The sequence below is a fragment of the Epilithonimonas lactis genome (assembly GCF_900110605.1).
Taxonomy (GTDB): domain Bacteria; phylum Bacteroidota; class Bacteroidia; order Flavobacteriales; family Weeksellaceae; genus Epilithonimonas; species Epilithonimonas lactis.
Window position 1 is genome coordinate 300,160 of record NZ_FOFI01000003.1, and the last position, 17,888, is coordinate 318,047.

General features: G+C 37.3%; 21 protein-coding genes and 1 tRNA gene. 5 read left to right on the plus strand and 17 right to left on the minus strand.

Going from position 1 to position 17,888, the window contains the following annotated elements; translation table 11 throughout:
• Window positions 1-49: 49 nt before the first annotated feature.
• The 10 genes from BMW39_RS10950 to amaB form a co-directional block, all read right to left on the minus strand.
• On the minus strand, window positions 50-1,183 hold the full coding sequence (locus BMW39_RS10950) for a glycosyltransferase family 4 protein (RefSeq protein ID WP_051879912.1): 1,134 nt from the start codon (window positions 1,181-1,183) through the stop codon (window positions 50-52).
• Complete coding sequence (locus BMW39_RS10955) at window positions 1,183-1,971, minus strand: polysaccharide deacetylase family protein (protein ID WP_034975312.1); 789 nt, start codon at window positions 1,969-1,971, stop codon at window positions 1,183-1,185. The genes BMW39_RS10950 and BMW39_RS10955 overlap by 1 nt, the downstream gene beginning before the upstream one ends.
• Before the next feature lies 1 nt (window position 1,972).
• Window positions 1,973-2,902 carry a glycosyltransferase family 2 protein gene (locus BMW39_RS10960; RefSeq protein WP_034975313.1) on the minus strand — a complete coding sequence of 310 codons (930 nt, stop codon included), beginning with the start codon at window positions 2,900-2,902 and terminating at the stop codon, window positions 1,973-1,975.
• Window positions 2,902-4,071, minus strand: a complete 1,170-nt coding sequence (locus BMW39_RS10965; RefSeq protein WP_034975316.1) for a glycosyltransferase family 87 protein — start codon at window positions 4,069-4,071, stop codon at window positions 2,902-2,904. Before BMW39_RS10965 ends, BMW39_RS10960 begins: the two co-directional genes overlap by 1 nt.
• 93 nt (window positions 4,072-4,164) lie before the next feature.
• The gene (locus BMW39_RS10970) at window positions 4,165-4,977 is read right to left on the minus strand and encodes a 2,3,4,5-tetrahydropyridine-2,6-dicarboxylate N-succinyltransferase (RefSeq protein WP_034975319.1); all 813 of its coding nucleotides are present in this window, start codon (window positions 4,975-4,977) and stop codon (window positions 4,165-4,167) included.
• Between the two features lie 79 nt (window positions 4,978-5,056).
• The gene (locus BMW39_RS10975; RefSeq protein WP_034975321.1) at window positions 5,057-5,593 is read right to left on the minus strand and encodes a C40 family peptidase; all 537 of its coding nucleotides are present in this window, start codon (window positions 5,591-5,593) and stop codon (window positions 5,057-5,059) included.
• Between the two features lie 193 nt (window positions 5,594-5,786).
• Window positions 5,787-5,860, minus strand: a tRNA-Ala gene (locus BMW39_RS10980).
• A gap of 127 nt (window positions 5,861-5,987) precedes the next feature.
• Window positions 5,988-6,215, minus strand: a complete 228-nt coding sequence (locus BMW39_RS10985; protein ID WP_034975323.1) for a putative signal transducing protein — start codon at window positions 6,213-6,215, stop codon at window positions 5,988-5,990.
• A 65-nt stretch (window positions 6,216-6,280) separates the two neighbouring features.
• Complete coding sequence (gene lat / locus BMW39_RS10990; protein ID WP_034975325.1) at window positions 6,281-7,603, minus strand: L-lysine 6-transaminase; 1,323 nt, start codon at window positions 7,601-7,603, stop codon at window positions 6,281-6,283.
• Window positions 7,604-7,690: 87 nt separating this feature from the next.
• Window positions 7,691-9,232 carry an L-piperidine-6-carboxylate dehydrogenase gene (gene amaB / locus BMW39_RS10995; protein WP_034975328.1) on the minus strand — a complete coding sequence of 514 codons (1,542 nt, stop codon included), beginning with the start codon at window positions 9,230-9,232 and terminating at the stop codon, window positions 7,691-7,693.
• A 206-nt stretch (window positions 9,233-9,438) separates the two neighbouring features.
• On the opposite strand from amaB, the gene BMW39_RS11000 reads away from it, so the two are divergent.
• Complete coding sequence (locus BMW39_RS11000) at window positions 9,439-9,621, plus strand: hypothetical protein (RefSeq protein WP_034975329.1); 183 nt, start codon at window positions 9,439-9,441, stop codon at window positions 9,619-9,621.
• Here BMW39_RS11000 and BMW39_RS11005 read toward each other — a convergent pair whose 3' ends face one another.
• Together BMW39_RS11005 and era are read right to left on the minus strand one after the other, a co-directional pair.
• On the minus strand, window positions 9,622-10,047 hold the full coding sequence (locus BMW39_RS11005) for a DoxX family protein (RefSeq protein ID WP_034975331.1): 426 nt from the start codon (window positions 10,045-10,047) through the stop codon (window positions 9,622-9,624).
• 65 nt (window positions 10,048-10,112) lie between these two features.
• Window positions 10,113-10,988: a GTPase Era gene (gene era / locus BMW39_RS11010; RefSeq protein ID WP_034975332.1), complete on the minus strand. Its 876-nt coding sequence runs from the start codon at window positions 10,986-10,988 to the stop codon at window positions 10,113-10,115.
• 187 nt (window positions 10,989-11,175) lie between these two features.
• On the opposite strand from era, the gene BMW39_RS11015 reads away from it, so the two are divergent.
• The 4 genes from BMW39_RS11015 to BMW39_RS11030 all read left to right on the plus strand — a co-directional run bounded on the left by BMW39_RS11015 (window position 11,176) and on the right by BMW39_RS11030 (window position 14,955).
• Complete coding sequence (locus BMW39_RS11015) at window positions 11,176-12,234, plus strand: T9SS type A sorting domain-containing protein (RefSeq protein ID WP_034975334.1); 1,059 nt, start codon at window positions 11,176-11,178, stop codon at window positions 12,232-12,234.
• Window positions 12,235-12,327: 93 nt separating this feature from the next.
• Window positions 12,328-13,332, plus strand: a complete 1,005-nt coding sequence (locus tag BMW39_RS11020) for a DHH family phosphoesterase (protein WP_034975337.1) — start codon at window positions 12,328-12,330, stop codon at window positions 13,330-13,332.
• Window positions 13,333-13,363: 31 nt separating this feature from the next.
• On the plus strand, window positions 13,364-13,888 hold the full coding sequence (locus BMW39_RS11025) for a hypothetical protein (protein WP_034975338.1): 525 nt from the start codon (window positions 13,364-13,366) through the stop codon (window positions 13,886-13,888).
• A 233-nt stretch (window positions 13,889-14,121) separates the two neighbouring features.
• Complete coding sequence (locus tag BMW39_RS11030; protein ID WP_034975339.1) at window positions 14,122-14,955, plus strand: GLPGLI family protein; 834 nt, start codon at window positions 14,122-14,124, stop codon at window positions 14,953-14,955.
• Between the two features lie 162 nt (window positions 14,956-15,117).
• Here the strand turns inward: BMW39_RS11030 and BMW39_RS11035 are convergent, their stop codons facing one another.
• The 5 genes from BMW39_RS11035 to BMW39_RS11055 all read right to left on the minus strand — a co-directional run bounded on the left by BMW39_RS11035 (window position 15,118) and on the right by BMW39_RS11055 (window position 17,877).
• Window positions 15,118-15,483, minus strand: coding sequence for a DUF1304 domain-containing protein (locus BMW39_RS11035; protein WP_034975341.1), 366 nt, complete (start codon window positions 15,481-15,483; stop codon window positions 15,118-15,120).
• Between the two features lies 1 nt (window position 15,484).
• Complete coding sequence (locus BMW39_RS11040) at window positions 15,485-16,267, minus strand: alpha/beta fold hydrolase (RefSeq protein WP_034975343.1); 783 nt, start codon at window positions 16,265-16,267, stop codon at window positions 15,485-15,487.
• A gap of 3 nt (window positions 16,268-16,270) precedes the next feature.
• Window positions 16,271-16,768: a hypothetical protein gene (locus BMW39_RS11045; protein ID WP_034975346.1), complete on the minus strand. Its 498-nt coding sequence runs from the start codon at window positions 16,766-16,768 to the stop codon at window positions 16,271-16,273.
• A 72-nt stretch (window positions 16,769-16,840) separates the two neighbouring features.
• Entirely contained in the window at window positions 16,841-17,359 is a 519-nt protein-coding gene (locus BMW39_RS11050; RefSeq protein WP_034975348.1) for an ExbD/TolR family protein, read from the minus strand.
• A 134-nt stretch (window positions 17,360-17,493) separates the two neighbouring features.
• Window positions 17,494-17,877 carry a hypothetical protein gene (locus BMW39_RS11055; protein ID WP_034975351.1) on the minus strand — a complete coding sequence of 128 codons (384 nt, stop codon included), beginning with the start codon at window positions 17,875-17,877 and terminating at the stop codon, window positions 17,494-17,496.
• Window positions 17,878-17,888: the final 11 nt, after the last annotated feature.

The following is a 17,888-nucleotide window of genomic DNA, read 5'->3' on the forward strand; positions in this document are numbered from 1 at the left end:
TCAAATACTAAGAGCACTAAGTTTTTTCACAATGTGCACAAAGTTTCTTTTAATTAGTGTTCTTTGTGATAGCCTTTGAATCTTTGTGGTTCAACAAACTTTCATAAACCTTCATCACCTCTTTCGCAATCACCCCATCATTGAATTTCTGGACAAACTCCAAACCTTTCTCAGCACGACGTTTTCGTTCGGGCTCATTGTTCCAAAGAAAATTAATTTTTGATCTGATGTCCGCCACATTTTGAGGATCAATATAAACAGAATCTGGTCCACCTGCTTCGGGAAGGCAGCTCGTATTGCTCGTGATGACAACCGTTCCAGAGTACAAAGCCTCGATCACGGGAATCCCGAAACCTTCGAAGAAACTTGGATAGATGAAGATTTCTGCAAGTTTGTAAATGGCCGACAATTCTTCCATCGAAACGCCTTGAAGAAATTGAACTTCAACTTTGCCTTTCTTGATCTCTTTTTCTATTAATTTAAAATATTTTGGCTTTTTGGTTCCAACTACAACTAGCGGAATCTGAGTTTCCTTCAAAGCTTTGACGATGTTCAAAAGATTTTTTCTTGGTTCTATCGTTCCAACATTCAAAATAAATTTCTCTGGAAGTTGGAATTTTTCTTTGACCTGATCTAGAAATTCAGCGGGTTGTTTTTCTTTAAAGCTTTGATGACAGCCTTGATAAACCACTTCAATTTTACTTTCAGGAACTTTAAGATAATCTATAACATCCCGTTTGGTCTGCTCAGAAATGGCAATGATCTTGTCCGCAGCCACCGCCGCTTTCTTGAATTTCCAAAAATGGATTCTGCGATCCAACCACGTGTAATATTCTGGATATCTTTCAAAGATCAAATCGTGGATGGTCACTACTTTTTTGGTAGGTCTCTTGTTCCATTTCAATGGTAGTTCACCAGACAAACCGTGGAAGATATCAGCACCCAAATTTTGCGCATCAATTCCCATTTTGAATTGTCGTGACAAAGTTCCTTTGGAAGTTTTGACGTGCGAAACGTTGGAAAGTTCTACTATTTGCTTTCCTTTGTCAGACGTCTTTTTGCTGATCAAAATATATTGATTCTCAGGAAAAACCTTGGAAAGAATCCTTACCAGATCTCTGGAATAATTTCCTAATCCTGATACGCTGGAAAAAACACGTTTGGCATCGTAGGCAATCTTCATTAATTCTTATTTTTTTGTGTCCAATCTTCCAAAAATTCTCTGGTCGTAGAAAACTGATAATTATTTTTTTTTGCCCATTTTATAAAATCATCGAAGCGATTGACCATTTCTTCATTCGTATTTTTGAAGGTGAAAGAAGGCAATTTATATTTTGGATTCGAAATATCCGCAAATTCCCAAGGGTGAAAATAGATGTTCAAAAATCCTGTGGAATTGATTGATAATTTGGATAGCAATTTGTAAACCGAAAGTGGAAAGTTATGGAAACTTAACCAAAACAAAGGAATCCTGAAAATCGTAGAAACCGAAGCTGGAAACTGCAAGCTTCTCTTTTGCCAAAACGGTTGTCTGCTGACATTGAAATTGTTATATCTTCCGGGCAAATAAGTCGGATTGATGGAAGAATTATAGAAATATCCTGCATCGGAGACGGCATCTTCTGAAACCGCCATCATTCTCGGCATTCTGAGTCCAACGACTTTCGTATCGAATAATCTTTCTAACTCTTGCTTCGACTCTGCTAGATGTTTTTCTTCAAATTCCGAGTGAAACCAAGTGTGTGATGCCAGTTCGTGACCTTCCTCCAATAGTTGCCGCACCAAATCCTGATTATTCTGAGCAAAAATTACCGTCGAAAAAAAAGTAGCTTTGACTTGATTTTGATTCAAAATCCTGAGAATATTCTGCAGACCTTTTCTGGAAACCGCCAACTGCTCATCCAAAGGAATCTCGCCATTGTACTCCAAAGGCATATCAAATTCTTCGATGTCAAAACTTAATAAAATCATTTTAGAAATTTTTATTTTTGATGATATAGTTCGGCCTTTGCTTCACTTCTTTGAAGATTTTCCCCAAGTAAATCCCGATAATTCCTAATATTATCAATTGTAATCCGCCAAAGAAAACGATGGTCATAATCAACGATGCCCAACCGGAAATTTCTGTTTTTTCAATGAAGGAATAAAGAACATAAAGACCATAGCCGATGACGGAAAGTCCTGAAAATAAGAACCCTAAATACGCCGCAATGGATAATGGTTTGACACTAAATGCCGTAATTCCCGTGAACGCAAATGTTATCATTTTCTTCAAATTATAACTGCTTTCGCCCGCCTGTCTTTCGTTGGCAGTAAACTCGATTCCGGTTTGTTTGAAACCCATCCAACTTGTCAATCCTCGGAGAAACAAATCATCCTCGTTGAAATTTCGCATCACTTCTACCGCGCTAGCATCCATCAAGCGGAAATCCGAACCGCCACCTTTTGTCAAATTGACATCGGAAAGGCTGGATAATAATTTGTAAAAAAAGTCAGACGTTTTTCTCTTAAAAAAAGAAATTTCTTTGGGATAAGTTCTGATGGTAAACACAATATCGTTTCCTTCTTCCCATTTTTTAATTAATTCGGGAATCAACTCTGGCGGATGTTGCAAATCGCCATCCATCGAGATTACCGCGTTTCCATCTGCATTATCAATTCCAGCTTTTACAGCGGGTTGATGACCGAAGTTTCTGGAAAACTCTATGAATTTGACTTCACTATACTTTTGGGAAAGTTCTTCCAGCTTCTGCTGTGTGTTGTCTCGGCTTCCATCGTTGACAAAGATGATTTCGAAGTCATAATGATTCAATCCATCAAAAACTTGTTTTATTTTTCGATGAATCAAGGCAACGTTTTCTTGCTCGTTGTGCGCGGGAATGACTATGGAAATTTTTTTCATCAATCTAACTTATAATCTTTCTCAAAATCTTTTGTCAACAATTCGTACATCACTCTGAACCAAATGACTATACAAGGAATTGCTTTGGTTGAATATTTTATGAAAACACCTTCTTTGATAGATTTTGGAAACAAATCCGAGAATGCAAAACAAGTGAAAATCATGACGAAAACCAACAAGACAATGTCAATCTTTGAAATTTTCTTTTGCATCAAAAACCAGATCATCACACCCGCAATTGCAATGATGTATGTAGGACTTTCTGAACCTGAACTAAATAGAACCAAAAACAGTAATGTGGAAGCCAAGACCATTAACTGAAACGGGAGAAATTTGTACTGCTTCATTCTAAGATAAGGTGTCATAAACAAAACAAATCCTGGAACTACGAACAAAAGATTCGATAGATCTGCTCTTCCCAGAATCCTTCTCACAACGCCCATCAAAGAGTAATCCTGACGGCTTGTCAAAGATTGGTTAGACAAATTCTTCTCTGACAAAGAAACATACCAATCAATGTACGACTGGATTCCAAATTCCTTACTAGAAATGAGCATTGGCAATATGAAGAAAATGACGGCTATAACAGCGAAAGAGATGATGAACTTGATTTTATTTTTAATGAAAAAGAAAGCGGACAGACCTACAATGCCATAAACTTTCACAAAAGTTCCAATGAGAATTGCAAAGGCTGATTGCGCTTCTTTTCTTTCATAAATAAAAACAGCAGATAAGATCAGCAAGCCTGTCAAGATGATATTAAACTGAAAATAAGTGGCCGCAGTGATAAATTCCTGAAGACAAAGCCAGGCAAAAAAAGATTTTTTAGCATCCGAAAAAGGAAGTTTGTAAATCGCAAAAAGGAAAACCAAAGTGCTGGCAACATTCCATAAAACAGAACCAAAACCATCCGGCATCATCGCAAAAGGTGCAATGATCAAACTAAAAAACACACCGTAATGGTTGCTGTCGAAGAAAAGGTCGGGATATTGTAAGAAAATGTTTTTCTCCTGCAATGTATTATAAAACACACCTTTGAAAATCAGATAATTGTTGTAGCCTCCAGTTCCTCTTTTATATTTGCTGTAAGCAGTGACCGCGGCCACAATAATATAGATCACAAAGATGATACGATAATCAGAAATAAATTTTAAGAACTTCTGTTTCACTGTTTTCGTAGGTTTAGTTTAAAAAAAATGTCATTCTAACGAGAAGTTAAGTTCTCATTAGAATGACAAATATAAGTTTAAAATCTCTATCTATTAAACCGCTACATTATTTTCTCTCAAAGCATCATTCAGAGAGGTTTTTTTGTCTGTAGATTCTTTTCTTTTCCCGATGATCAAGGCACAAGGTACTTGGTACTCACCTGATGGAAATTTCTTGGTGTAACTTCCAGGAATTACTACGGAACGTTCTGGAACGTAACCTTTCGTTTCGATTGGTTCTGGGCCTGTAACATCAATGATTTTAGTTGACATTGTCAGACAAACATTAGCTCCAAGAACAGCTTCTTTACCTACGCGAACACCTTCTACTACAATACAGCGTGAACCGATGAAGGCATCATCCTCGATAATGACCGGCGCTGCTTGCAATGGCTCCAAAACACCACCAATTCCTACACCACCACTCAGGTGAACATTCTTGCCAATCTGTGCGCAACTTCCAACCGTAGCCCAAGTATCAACCATAGTTCCAGAATCTACGTAAGCACCAATGTTAACGTAAGATGGCATCAAGATCACACCGCTTGCTACGAAACTTCCGTGTCTTGCGATTGCGTGAGGCACTACTCTAACGCCTTTTTCTGCATAATTTTTCTTCAAAGGAATTTTATCGTGGAATTCGAATGGACCAACTTCTATGGTTTCCATTGTCTGGATCGGGAAGTACATTACCACACCTTTCTTCACCCACTCGTTGATCTGCCAACCGTTTTCTGTAGGTTCTGCGGTACGCAATTCGCCTGCGTCCAGTTTTGCAACGACTTCTCTAACGGCATTCTGATATTCTTCTTCTTTCAAAAGTTCGCGGTTATCCCAAGCTTTTTCGATTTTTTCCTGTAAAGACATATTTTTATAAATGATAATTGATTAATGATAATTGATCTCCTTTTTGACATGGAAATCGTGTTCCGCAAAAATAATAAATCTAAAGCACACTTCTTGCAAAAAGGAAAGCTTTGTTCCAATAGGTTTCGTTGAGAGAGGAGATGATAACACCTTTGGAAGTCGAGGCGTGGATGAAGGTCACTTCGCCACTGTTCATAACATCATGCACGATTCCTACATGCGTGACGGATGATCCGCCAGCTGTTGCAAAGAAAAGGAGATCGCCAGGTTTGGCTTGTGAAATATTGATTGAAACCCCAGACTTCCCCTGATCCTGAGAACGTCTTGGCATTTGAATCTTGTTCTCATCAAAAACCTTACACACCAATCCTGAGCAGTCGAAACCGGCTTTTGTGTTTCCAGCGTATTTGTACGGCGTTCCCAGATAATTTTCAGCGTCGGTCAAGATGGAGGCTCTGGTCCCGGAAACATTGCCTGAATAGGTGGAACTTAGCTTTTTGAGATTGGTAGATTTGGTGGTCGTTGGTTTTTTGTAAGAATACTTTTTTGTGGGTTTCGAAGCGCCACAAGACACCAGAATTATTGAAAATAGAATTACCAGTACAGATCTTTTCATTGAGGAGATTTTAAACAGTAATTTTTTTTCGATAGGAATAGTTTGGTTTGTTTCACAAAAATAGGACAGTTATCCAAATTAAACAAGAGTTTGAATTAAATTAATCATAAATATCCTTATCTCGAAAATACTTGCAGCATAAATACAATGTGCCTAAAACAAAAGATCCTTACTAAAAATAGTAAGGATCAAGTGGAGAATACGGGGATCGAACCCGTCACCTTTAGACTGCCAGTCTAACGCTCTAGCCAGATGAGCTAATTCCCCTTTTGTTGTGCAATGATACTGATTTTGTAGATTATCAACAAAATAAAATTCAAATAAATCATAAAAAATCGGGCTCAAATAAATTTGAACCCGATTTCTGTAAAACGTAAAATTTAAAAATATGAAATCAATTTTGGTTTGATTTTAAATACTCGTCGATGATCTCAAACGCTTTTTTCTCGTCTTTCAGATCAACTTTAATAAAAGTGTTGGTTGCAGTGGGAGTCGAAAGAAAACTAAGATAAGAGTTCTCAACATCACATTTTATTCCTGCATCTTCCAGCTTAGACTTCATCAGCTGGATCTCCTGGGGGCTACTGCTTTCGTAAACAGAGACTCTGGTTGTTGCATCCATAATTCAGATTTTGATATTTATTAAGCATAGCAATTTATAAAAAAAATATCAAAATCAAAAATTCTTTATATTAAATTCTCAAATATTGAATTAATCTTATCTAAAACAATCTGAATTTCTTCTTTTGTTACATTAAGATGTGGACGGAATCTAATAGACTGGTCACCGCAGGTCAACACGATGATTCCTTCGTCATAAAGCTTCTCTCTCAGCCAGTTTCTGGTGTCGTGGTCTTTCAGATCAAAAGCACACATCAAGCCTTTTCCTCTCGATGCAAAGATCTGTTCTGGGAATTTTTGTTCTAATTTTAATAATCCTTCTAATAGAAATTCTCCTACCACTTTGGAATTCTCTACCAAATTTTCATTCTCTATAATTTCTAAAACCAATTGAAAACGAAGCATATCGATAAAGTTTCCACCGAAAGTAGAGTTGATTCTGGAACTTTCTACAAAAACGTGATGTTCTACTTCGTCCAGCTTTTCTTTGTTGGCCAAGATTCCGCAAACCTGTGTTTTCTTACCGAAAGAAATGACGTCTGGAATTATTCCCAGATCTTCGTAAGCCCACATTTTTCCCGTCATTCCGATTCCGGTTTGAACTTCGTCGAGGATCAGAAGGATTTCGTTTTCGTCACAGATCCTTCTTAGTTCGGCGAAGAATTCGTTTCTGAAATGGTTGTCGCCACCTTCTGCCTGGATCGGCTCAATAATGATACAAGCCACCTCATCCGGATTTGCCAAAATCGCTTCCTGAATATTAAGCAAGGCCATTTGTTCGTGCTTGATGGTTTCCTCAAGATTCTCTTCCGTAATCGGGAAATTCAGTTTTGGATTGGTGATTCTTGGCCACTCAAATTTTGGGAAATATTGGTGTTTTCTTGGGTCCGAAGTATTTGTCAATGACAATGTGTAGCCACTTCTGCCGTGGAAAGATTGTTTGAAATGAATGACCAAACTTGCTTCCTTGTCAATATCTTTTTGCCAGTTCTTTCTGGTCTTCCAATCGAAAGCGGTTTTCAAAGCATTTTCTACAGCCAATGCGCCACCTTCCACGAAAAAGCAATAAGGTAACTCTTTAGGAATCGCCACTCTCGAGAAAACGTCCATAAAATCTGCAAATTCCTGAAGATAAACATCGCTCAAAGTTGGTTTGTAGATTGCCATTTTTCCCAACCAATTGGCCTTTTCCAAAATGTAAGGGTGATTGTAACCGACCGAAGCCGACGCAAACATCGAGAACATATCGAGATATTTTTTGCCTGTCAATCGGTCGATAATGTAGGAACCGTGGGACTTTTCGAAATCCATTACAAAATCGAAACCGTCTGCAAGGATATGTTTGCCTAGGGTTTCTTTTACTTTATTTTCGTGTACAATTGTGTTCATTTTTATAAGTGATAAATGGTGATTGATAAATGATAAATGCAGAATTTTAAAAAACTTCCTACATCTGAATTCCAGCTTCCGGATTTATTAATCTAAATCGAATTTGATTCCCTGAGCCAAAGGCAAACTGGTCGTATAATTGATCGTGTTGGTTTGTCTTCTCATATAATATTTCCAGACATCGGAGCCTGATTCTCTTCCGCCTCCGGTTTCTTTTTCGCCTCCGAAAGCGCCACCGATCTCCGCTCCAGAAGTTCCGATATTCACGTTTGCAATGCCACAATCCGAACCGCCGTTTGAAAGGAACAATTCTGCTTCTCTCAGGTTTTGAGTCATAATTGCAGAACTCAAACCTTGTGGAACATCATTTTGGATTGCAATCGCCTCGTCCAAAGTTTTATATTTGATCAAATAAAGAATAGGTGCAAAAGTCTCGTGTTGAACGATCTCGTAACTGTTCTCAACCTCAGCAATGCAGGGTTTTACGTAACAGCCGGAAGTATAATTTTCACCTTCCAAAACGCCACCTTCAACGACGAATTTCCCGCCTTCTGCTTTACATTTTTCGATGGAATCCTGATATTGTTTCACGGCAGATTTGTCAATCAAAGGACCAACGTGATTGGATTCGTCAAGCGGATTTCCGATTTTCAATTGTCCGTACGCTTTTACCAAACGGTCTCTCACTTCGTCATAAACAGATTCGTGGATGATGAGACGTCTTGTGGAAGTACATCTTTGTCCAGCCGTTCCGACCGCGCCGAAAACCGCGCCGATGATACTCATATTGATATCGGCATTTTCTGTGATAATGATGGCATTATTTCCACCCAATTCCAAAATCGATTTTCCGAAACGTTTGGCCACATTTTGCCCAACGATTCTTCCAACTTTGGTAGAACCTGTGAAAGAAACTAAGGAAATTCTTTTGTCATTCACCAATCTATCACCAATCTCGTGATCAGCGATCACCAAACTTGAAATTCCTTCCGGAAGTCCATTTTCTTTGGCTACTTCAGCAAAGATATTTTGACAAGCGATTGCACAAAGTGGTGTTTTTTCTGACGGTTTCCAAACGACAACATTTCCGCAGATCCAAGCTAATGAAGCGTTCCAAGCCCAAACCGCCACCGGAAAGTTGAATGCTGAGATCACGCCTACAATTCCAAGCGGATGATATTGCTCGTACATTCTGTGACCTGGTCTTTCGGAATGCATCGTGTAGCCGTGAAGCTGACGTGATAATCCAACTGCAAAGTCACAGATATCGATCATTTCCTGAACTTCGCCAAGACCTTCCTGGAGGGATTTTCCCATTTCGTAAGAAACAAGTTTTCCTAAGTCATCTTTATATTCTCTCAATTTGTTTCCGAATTGGCGCACCAGATCGCCACGTTTTGGAGAAGGAATTTGTCTGAATTCTTTGTAAGCTTCCTGTGCTTTTGACAACACTTTTTCGTAGTCATTGGCGTCTGAAGTTTTGATGGAAGCAATCAATTTTCCATCAACGGGAGAATTGCTCTCTATATTTTTTCCAGAAGAGAAAAATTCCAATCCTGTGGAAGTTCCGTTGTTTTCGGTGGAGATTCCTAATTTTTTTAAGCTTTCTGATATTGAAATTGAGGACATATAATTTTTTATTTTTAGAAGTCTCTAAAGATAAAAATATATTTTGACGGACAAAATTTAAAACTAACAATCGTTAGTATTCGAGTTGAAAAATATCGAAGTTATAGCGTTTTGAGTGTGGGAGAATTGAATAGTTAGCCGAACATAAAATTATTTTGAACGAATCTAAATTGGATAATTTTCCTTAATTTTGAAAAAAATAAAAAATGGAAGAGCATATTCAGACGGAGGAGAAAAAATTACCGAAGTGGAAGATCTTGCTGAAAAAGTTTGGCATCGGCGGAATCATTTTCTTTACTGTGAAAGGAATCATCACTTCTACCCTTATCTATTTTCTTGGTAAAAACTTCTGGATCATCATCCGCGATTATTTTGCCAATCTGTTTTAATTAATAAAGTGCTTCTTTCTTAGAAAATAGCCAATCCAGGGAAAACTTGCCTGAGCCTAAGACAAAGATCGTCAGGTAAAAGAAAAAATACACCAAACTCAATTCATTGGTCGCGTACGGATCTGAACTGTGAACCACGAAAAACGCAATGAGCATGGTGACCATCAAAGGAATGGTGGCAAATCTTGTGAGAAATCCAAGCATGATGAAAACGGAACATAAAAACTCCGCAAAAACAACAAGCACCAGAGAAATCGCTGATCCCAGTCCAAGGAAATTCATAAATTCTATCTTGTCATTCGCAATCAACTTGTCCAATTTTGGCAAACCGTGCGTCAACATTGATATTCCCACGAATAATCTTATTACCAATATCAATCCGTTTAAAACCGTGTCATTAACTTTAGATGAATTAAAATTTCTCATTTCCAGAATCAATTTCTATCAAAGCTAACAAAAAAATCCTTTATAGAAAAGGATTTAGGAGGTTTTTAACGGTAACCGAAGTTTTTGAGATCTCTGTCATTTTTTCGCCAGTCTTTTTTGACTTTTACGAAAAGGCTGAGATGTATTTTTTTACCAAAGAATTTTTCCAGGTCGATACGCGCTTCTGTACCCACTTTTTTGATCATCTCACCTTTGTGGCCAATGATGATCCCTTTCTGCGTATCACGTTCCACGTAGATGATAGAATCAATAACGATCGCACCCTCTTTTTCTTTGAACTGTTCCGTCACCACTTCTACAGCGTAAGGAATCTCTTTTTCGTAATTCAACAAGATCTTCTCGCGGATTGCTTCATTTACGAAGAAACGCTCTGGTCTGTCCGTGTACATTTCCTTGTCGTAGTAAGGTGGATTTTCCGGTAACATCTCTTTCAGTTTCGGAAGGATCACGTGTGTGTTGAAAGAGTTTAAAGCAGAAATTAGAAGAATCTCAGCTTTAGGGATTTTCTCGTGCCAATCGGTCGCTATTTTCTCCAGCGCTTCTTGATTGGTCTGGTCGATCTTGTTTAATAACAATAAAACAGGAACAGGAATTTTGTTCAATTTATCAATCAAAAATTCTGATTGTTCCGCTTTGTCCGTCACATCGACAATGAAAAGGAAAACATCTGCATCCTGTAAAGAATCTTTCACAACGTCCATCATTTTTTCCTGCAAACCGTATTTGGGGTCCAGAACGCCTGGCGTGTCAGAAAAAACGATTTGAAGGTCTTCTTCATTATAAATCCCGAAGATCCTGTGTCTTGTGGTTTGTGCTTTTTGGGTTACGATTGCCAGCTTCTCTCCCATCAATTGATTGAGAAGGGTTGATTTTCCGGCGTTTGGTTTCCCAACGATGTTTACGAATCCTGCTTTGTGCATTAACTTGAATTAAAATTAAAAGGTTGAACGACCAAAAGATTTGAGCATTCAACGATTAGAAATGATTTGCAAAGTTACGGAAATTTTTGCAGGAAGATTTTTAAAATCGTAATATTAAATCTATCAGTGAGTTATAAAAATTGTAAAAATAATATTAACTTTATGATCAAATAAAAAATTACTAACTATGAAAAAACTTTACATTTTAATTTTCAACTTTCTATGGCTTTTGGGATTCTCACAAAACAGTTTGTTATTTGAAAGGAATTGGAAAGTGGAAAAAGTGAAAGTCAACGGTTCCACGATTGACATTTCTGCTGATCAGACTGCTTACTTTATGACATTCTATTCAGATTCTCTTTTCAATTATGTGAGTAACATCTGCTCAGAAAATTTTGGGAAGGTCAACTTTAATAGTAATACAAACGATTTTGTCATTACACAAGCCAATGCGTCCGTAGGGAATTGCCAACCTACTGATCTCAACACCAACTACTCTTTGTTTTTTACAAAGAATTCTAATACTGTCAACAAGATCACGTACGATATTGTTCAGAAATCAAATGGTTATGATCTGATATTAAGCAATATTTCTGGTGACCAATTGACTTTTGCTTATTATACGCCACCTACAAACCTCAGCTCGCAAACTTGGGTTATAGAATCTCTTAACATCAATGGGATCAACTACCACAAACCGACCCAACATCAGGCAGGAAACACCACAATAAATGCGAATGGTGATATCCAGAGTAGTTATTTCAATAGTGGCCAAGGAAGTGTTGGCTTTTATTCTGACAATAGATTTCGTCTTTTGAGTTTGGCTGTAACCCTTGCAGTTTCTGATGACCCTCAGATATCACAATTCGACGGCTTATATTTTGGTAATTTTTTCAGCGGCGACAGAACCTTTCCATATTCTTACGATATCTCAAATGGCAGTCAAACATTGGTGATCACAAAATACAATGGAGACAAAGCAACATATTCTAGAAAAGTTTTAGCCACGTCTGAAACTTCGAAATCACGGATCTCAGTTTATCCAAATCCAGCAATTGACATTGTAATTGTAGAAAACCTGAAACCAAATGCTTCTTTGGAATTAATCGATAACTCGGGTAAAATCGTTAGGTCTATTTCTAATAGTAAATCTACGAAAACCGAGATCAACATCAAAAATCTGCCTTTAGGAATCTATTATCTGAAAGTTGATGGACAATCTGTTCAGAAGATCATCAAAAAATAATGAGTAATTCATAGTAAAAAAATCGGTTCAAATTTGAGTCGATTTTTTTATTTAAAGTTTTAACTTTGGAGCCTCACTTTTCAATCATCATTTATGTTTACAGCCAAAGAGATCTCAGAGATCAACGCCCTTCTCGTTCCGGGAAATAATATCGTCATCGTATCACATCACAATCCCGATGGCGACGCGATCGGCTCTTCTCTTGGTCTGAAACATTATTTGAAAACAAAAGGTATCGAAGCAACCGTGATTGTTCCAAACGACTTTCCAAAGTTCCTAAAATGGATGCCGGAAGCAAAGAAGATCGTGATCGGCGAGTACAAAAGAAAAGTGGCTGGGGAAGCGATCTACAATGCGGATGTGATCTTCTGTCTTGATTTCAATTCACCGTCGCGAATAGGAATTCTTGGCGATTGGGTAACGAAAGCGAAAGCAAAGAAAATCTTGATCGACCATCATCAAATGCCGGAGCAATTCGATTATGTGTATTCTGACACAACGATCCCTGCGACTTGCCAAATGGTCTATCACTTCATCCAAGCCAACAATGATGAAAAATCTGTGAATCTGGATATTGCACAATGTCTTTACACTGGAATCATGACCGATACAGGCGGTTTTCGTTTCCGTTCTACAAGCGCTAGCACACATAGAATTGTTGCCGATCTGATCGAGAAAGGTGCAGATCCAGCAATCATCACTTCCAACACTTGGGACACAAATACAATTTCTCGACTTCATCTCCTTTCTCTCGTTCTTAGCAGGATCGAATTGACAAAAGATGGAAAAGTAGCCATCCTTTGGCTAAAACGTGCTGAATTGAAAGAATACGGCTTTGACAAAGGCGACACAGAAGGTTTCGTGAATTATGGTTTGAGCGTTCTCGGTACCAAAATGGCGGTTTTCTTTATGGAAGATCTGTACGAGGATTTCATCAAGATATCTTTCCGTTCCAAAGATGCTGTGGACACCAATCAGTTTGCGAGAAAGCACTTCAATGGTGGCGGACACATCAATGCTTCTGGCGGGAAATATTTCAAATCTATGGAGGAGACGATTGAGGATTTTAAAGAGAAGATCGAGACTGAAGATTTTTAACTGTGATTTGCCTGAAGAATTACTTTCCAATATGAAAACTTATCTTACAATAGTAATTTTCTCAGTTCTTTTGATTTGTTGTGAATCGAATAAAAATTCTGAATTTATTGGAACATATAAAATTGAACATACTTCTGATTCAGTCTTATTTTCTTCTGCAACATTGAAAATTACTGCGGAAAATAATTATGAATATCTTGGAAGAGATTTGCAAATGAATAAATCTTATTTTTCAAATGGAACTTGGAAAATTAAAAATGATACATTAATTCTTAAAACTTCTGAAAATAAGAATTGCTATTTCGTAAAAGAAACAATATCATTTCAATGCGAAAATTTCGCAAATGATGATCTCCCTACAATTACCATTAGACCTTATATCGAATCTAATCTCACGATTAAAAATTGCACACCAAAAGACAGTAGTACACTTTACACAAACCTTACTGATGAAAAATTTTTCTTGAAGAACAAAGAATTGAATTACAAAAAAAGAAAAAACGATTGCAGTAAATATTTTCCAGAAATAAAAACCGAAATTAAAAAACAAAATTGAGTACAACCCACACGTCATTTGACAAACTTGAATCAGGCGATGTGAAATGCAAAAACTCGAGCGTAGTTTTAACAAGTCTAATAAAGATTTAAATTCTTTTACCCCATCAAACAATCAATTGTAAGCAGATTAAAGTCATCTAGCGTTTTATCACTAAAATAATAGTTGTAAACTAAGAAATTAATCTTAATATTGTATCACTACAAAATTAGTTTTAATTTAAATTTTACGCTATGAAATTTCACCACCTGTTTTACCTAATTTTTATATGCTTAGTTCAATTTTCTTACGGACAATCTCATAAAATCATCTATGAACTGAAATGGAAATCAACAGAAACTGACAAAGATTATCAATCTGAACTGACCGCTCTGATCAGAAATGAAAAAGAATCTTATTTTGAATCGTTGACAAAATTCAAGTATGATTCTTTGAAAACCTCTTTGGTCTCGCAAGGTTACAGAAATTTTCCCAGTCCAAAAGAAGAATGGAAATTACAACAACTTGTCATCAAAGATCTGAAATCCCAATCTACCACTGTAGAATATGAATTCTTCGACAAAGTTTATTTGACAAAATATGATTGTAAACCGAAGTGGACCATCAAAGAGATCAAAAGTAAAATCTTTGGCTACAGTGTACAAAAAGCAGAAACCGACTTTGGTGGAAGAAAGTGGATCGCGTGGTTTACCAACGAAATCCCGATCAATGATGGTCCGTACAAGTTTTTCGGATTGCCTGGACTAATACTGAAGATCAGTGATTCTGACGATAATTTTATTTTTGAGATCAAAGGTCTGACAAAGGAACAAAGCAACATCGAAAAACGCAACGCCTACACTGCAAAAGTAAACCTGTCTCCAAAACAATGGGATACTTTCTGGGATAAATATCAAAAAGAACCATCAATGATCTTTTCTAATCTGAATGACCCGAAAGCCACTTTCAGTTATGTATACAATGGAAAAAATGTAGATTCCAGGGAAGCAAAAGAATCCTATGACAAGTCGGAGAAAGTAAAAATTGATAGGTTCAAAAACCCGATTGATTTGAAAAGTTGCGAGTAATGATTGGTTGAAACTTTAATCTTTTGACAACTTTTGGTAGACAAACAAAACCCCTAGCCCCGATGGGAACGGCATCCTTTTTCTTTTTCTTTAACTTCGGCTTCGCTCAGGCAACGGAAAAGAAAAAGATATAGTGGACAGCGGGATCAAGCTCCTAAAAATCTATCTCAACAACACGAAAACCAAAGCGATGATTGCCGGCAACGCCTGAACGAAAAATATTTTTCTCGAAGCTGAAAGTGCTCCGTAAATCCCGGCTACGATAACGCATCCAAGAAAGAAAATCGCCACATTTTTTGACCAAATGACGTCGCAAATAAACAAACTCCAAATGAGTCCAGCGGAGAGAAATCCGTTGTACAAGCCTTGGTTGGCGGCGAGTCCTTTCGTTGGTTTGAAAAGCTCGTCCGGAAGCGAACCTTTGAAGGTTTTCTTGCCCAAGGTTTCCCACGCGAACATTTCCATGTACAGGATGTAAAGATGCTCTAGCGCGACGATTGCGATGAGGATTTTTGATAGGATTTCCATTTTAGAGAACGAATTTTTTGGGTAGATGATGGAGCAATTCTGTGTTGATGATCGAGGCGCAAACTTCCGGTTTTTCCCAATGTCCGTTGTGTCCGCAATCCAAAACGTAGGATTTGATGTTGGTATTATCGGGCAGATTTTTGATGGTTTTTTCTGAGTTGACCGCCGAATCGTGTTTGCCAGATAAAATGAGGATCTTGCCTTCGAAGTTTTCTAAGACCTTGGAGCGGTCGGGACGTTCTATCATTCCTTTTTGCGACGCAAGAACGCCGTCTACGGAAGATGTGTAGGCGATTTCCTTCGCAAGTTTTATTTTGGATTCCAGAATGTCGTGCTCGTTTGGATTGAAAAGATTGGGAACGCCGGCGTTTACGAAAGCTCTCAGATTTTCTTTGATGATCCTCAAGCCTTTGGTTCGGGTCTGTTTCTTCTCCTCGTCGTCTGCGAAATAAGTTGAGAAAAACAGCGTGCATGATCTCAAATCTTCAGGATATTTTTCTGCAAAAGCCAAGGCAATGTAACCGCCCATCGAATGTCCGAGCAAATGGAATTCATTTAATTTCAAATGGTCTGCCACTTTTTTAAGTTCTTCAGCCATCAATTCCATCGTTTGAACTTCGGCAATCACTTCTGACTTCCCGAATCCTGGCAGATCGATTTTTATCAATTTGAATTTCTCGGACAGATGCGGTTTCAAATCTTCCCAAATCGAGATATTTTCCATAAATCCGTGGAGCAACACCAAGTTTTCCGTTCCGTTTCCTTCTATTTCGTAGTTGAGCATAAATTACATTTTGATTATGATTTTGTCAGCAAATCCCGAGCTGTTGATGGATTCGTGCAGTTTAAAAGTTTTGCCGCCGTCTGTCGTAGAAAAATTTTTCTTTCCGCTTCTCACATCCACTTTTCCATTGTCGTTATCGGAAATGCTTTGTTTGATGTCGCCTTCAAATTTAAGGTTTTTGGACGAAGTCATTCTTGCGGTTCCATCTATGGTCAGATATTGTTTGCCATCAGCTTGTTTTCCTGAGATTTGATATTCGTCCTGACCAATTTTCTTAAAAGTTATTTTTCCTGTTCCTTTCAGCATATCGTGCGTCAAACTGTGTGTGCCTTCCAGATCTTTGAAACTACGGCTGCTGAGAATGCTATCATTGATCTTAGTTCTCGCAACGTTTATGGAATCGATGATCTTGGCGCTGTCAACTTTAGAAACATTGGTCTCTTCAGTTTTTTTACAAGAGATGACTGACAGTAAAATAAGAATTGGAAAAAAGTTTTTCATCGGCTAAATTTTCCTCTAAAATAAATAAAAAAGAGCGTCCATCAGACACTCTTTACATTAATTTGGTATTTTTTATTGAATTTTTTTCTCGTACAATTCTTTTTCCTTGTCGTTCAATTCTGACATTCCATAGCGTTCAGATCTTGTGATGGTCATTTCATCTAACATGTCTACGACTGATTTGTATTCAGCATCATCTGTTGGTTTGATGATCACGGTGAAAATATCTTTCTTTGGAGCATTGGCTTTAGCAGCTTCAATTGTTTTGGATATTTGTGCTTTATCGAACGAAATTAGTTTTAAGCTGTTGTCGTTCAAATCTTTCTTATCTGCCTGATAGTAGAAGACCTTTCCTTCCTTTCCAAGGATAAAGGTGATCTGGTTTCTGTAATCGATTTCTGTTGGTTTACCAGTGTTTTCCGGTGGATTTGAAAAATTGATGGCATTCGGTTTTGAGAAATTGGTCGTGAACATAAAAAATGTGATGAGTAAAAATCCCAGATCCACCATTGGCGTCATATCGACTCTTATCGGTTTTTTGTTTTGAGTTTTCTTTCCGTTAGATTGCTCTTTGATTTGAATTTCGGCCATAGCTTTAAAATTTAGTAGTTAGTATTAAAAACAATAAATCCATAACGATTTGTCATCACTATGGATTTTTGGATACAAATTTTGTACCTATTATTTAAATTAACTATAAAAATACTATTTCAAACATTGTAAAATTAATCATCCAGATTTCTTGTATGAATCGTTTTACTTGAACCTTGGAATATTATTAATCCCGCCAAGAGCAAAACCACTTTGGGAAAATAATTAAGAATGTCAAAATACTCAAAACCATTTGCCAAATCCTTCAGCAATCCACCTAATACAAATAATCCAAATCCTAAAATTAAAAATACCGCACTCCAAATTTGAAGTAGTACCTTAATATATTGATGTCTCACGAAAACCAAAAATAACAAAGTTACTTGAATGATGATTGGAATAAAGAGGAAAGCCTCAAATTCAAAAAGTAATGCGTACAAATTATAAAGAAGAACTATAATTATAAAAAAAACTAATCCGTAAAGAAAAGTTTTATTAGTAAAAATTGCCTTTCCCATAAAATCTCTTT

Coding starts and splice junctions, on each gene's coding strand:
- BMW39_RS11055 (WP_034975351.1), bottom strand. CDS start 17,877: ATGGGAAAGGCAATTTTTACTAATAAAACTTTTCTTTACGGATTAGTT.
- BMW39_RS11045 (WP_034975346.1), bottom strand. CDS start 16,768: ATGAAAAACTTTTTTCCAATTCTTATTTTACTGTCAGTCATCTCTTGT.
- amaB (WP_034975328.1), bottom strand. CDS start 9,232: ATGTCCTCAATTTCAATATCAGAAAGCTTAAAAAAATTAGGAATCTCC.
- BMW39_RS11050 (WP_034975348.1), bottom strand. CDS start 17,359: ATGGCCGAAATTCAAATCAAAGAGCAATCTAACGGAAAGAAAACTCAA.
- BMW39_RS10970 (WP_034975319.1), bottom strand. CDS start 4,977: ATGTCTTTACAGGAAAAAATCGAAAAAGCTTGGGATAACCGCGAACTT.
- BMW39_RS11000 (WP_034975329.1), top strand. CDS start 9,439: ATGGAAGAGCATATTCAGACGGAGGAGAAAAAATTACCGAAGTGGAAG.
- BMW39_RS10960 (WP_034975313.1), bottom strand. CDS start 2,902: ATGAAAAAAATTTCCATAGTCATTCCCGCGCACAACGAGCAAGAAAAC.
- BMW39_RS10955 (WP_034975312.1), bottom strand. CDS start 1,971: ATGATTTTATTAAGTTTTGACATCGAAGAATTTGATATGCCTTTGGAG.
- BMW39_RS11035 (WP_034975341.1), bottom strand. CDS start 15,483: ATGGAAATCCTATCAAAAATCCTCATCGCAATCGTCGCGCTAGAGCAT.
- BMW39_RS10985 (WP_034975323.1), bottom strand. CDS start 6,215: ATGGATGCAACAACCAGAGTCTCTGTTTACGAAAGCAGTAGCCCCCAG.
- BMW39_RS10975 (WP_034975321.1), bottom strand. CDS start 5,593: ATGAAAAGATCTGTACTGGTAATTCTATTTTCAATAATTCTGGTGTCT.
- BMW39_RS11030 (WP_034975339.1), top strand. CDS start 14,122: ATGAAATTTCACCACCTGTTTTACCTAATTTTTATATGCTTAGTTCAA.
- BMW39_RS11025 (WP_034975338.1), top strand. CDS start 13,364: ATGAAAACTTATCTTACAATAGTAATTTTCTCAGTTCTTTTGATTTGT.
- BMW39_RS11020 (WP_034975337.1), top strand. CDS start 12,328: ATGTTTACAGCCAAAGAGATCTCAGAGATCAACGCCCTTCTCGTTCCG.
- BMW39_RS11005 (WP_034975331.1), bottom strand. CDS start 10,047: ATGAGAAATTTTAATTCATCTAAAGTTAATGACACGGTTTTAAACGGA.
- BMW39_RS11040 (WP_034975343.1), bottom strand. CDS start 16,267: ATGCTCAACTACGAAATAGAAGGAAACGGAACGGAAAACTTGGTGTTG.
- BMW39_RS10950 (WP_051879912.1), bottom strand. CDS start 1,183: ATGAAGATTGCCTACGATGCCAAACGTGTTTTTTCCAGCGTATCAGGA.
- era (WP_034975332.1), bottom strand. CDS start 10,988: ATGCACAAAGCAGGATTCGTAAACATCGTTGGGAAACCAAACGCCGGA.
- BMW39_RS11015 (WP_034975334.1), top strand. CDS start 11,176: ATGAAAAAACTTTACATTTTAATTTTCAACTTTCTATGGCTTTTGGGA.
- lat (WP_034975325.1), bottom strand. CDS start 7,603: ATGAACACAATTGTACACGAAAATAAAGTAAAAGAAACCCTAGGCAAA.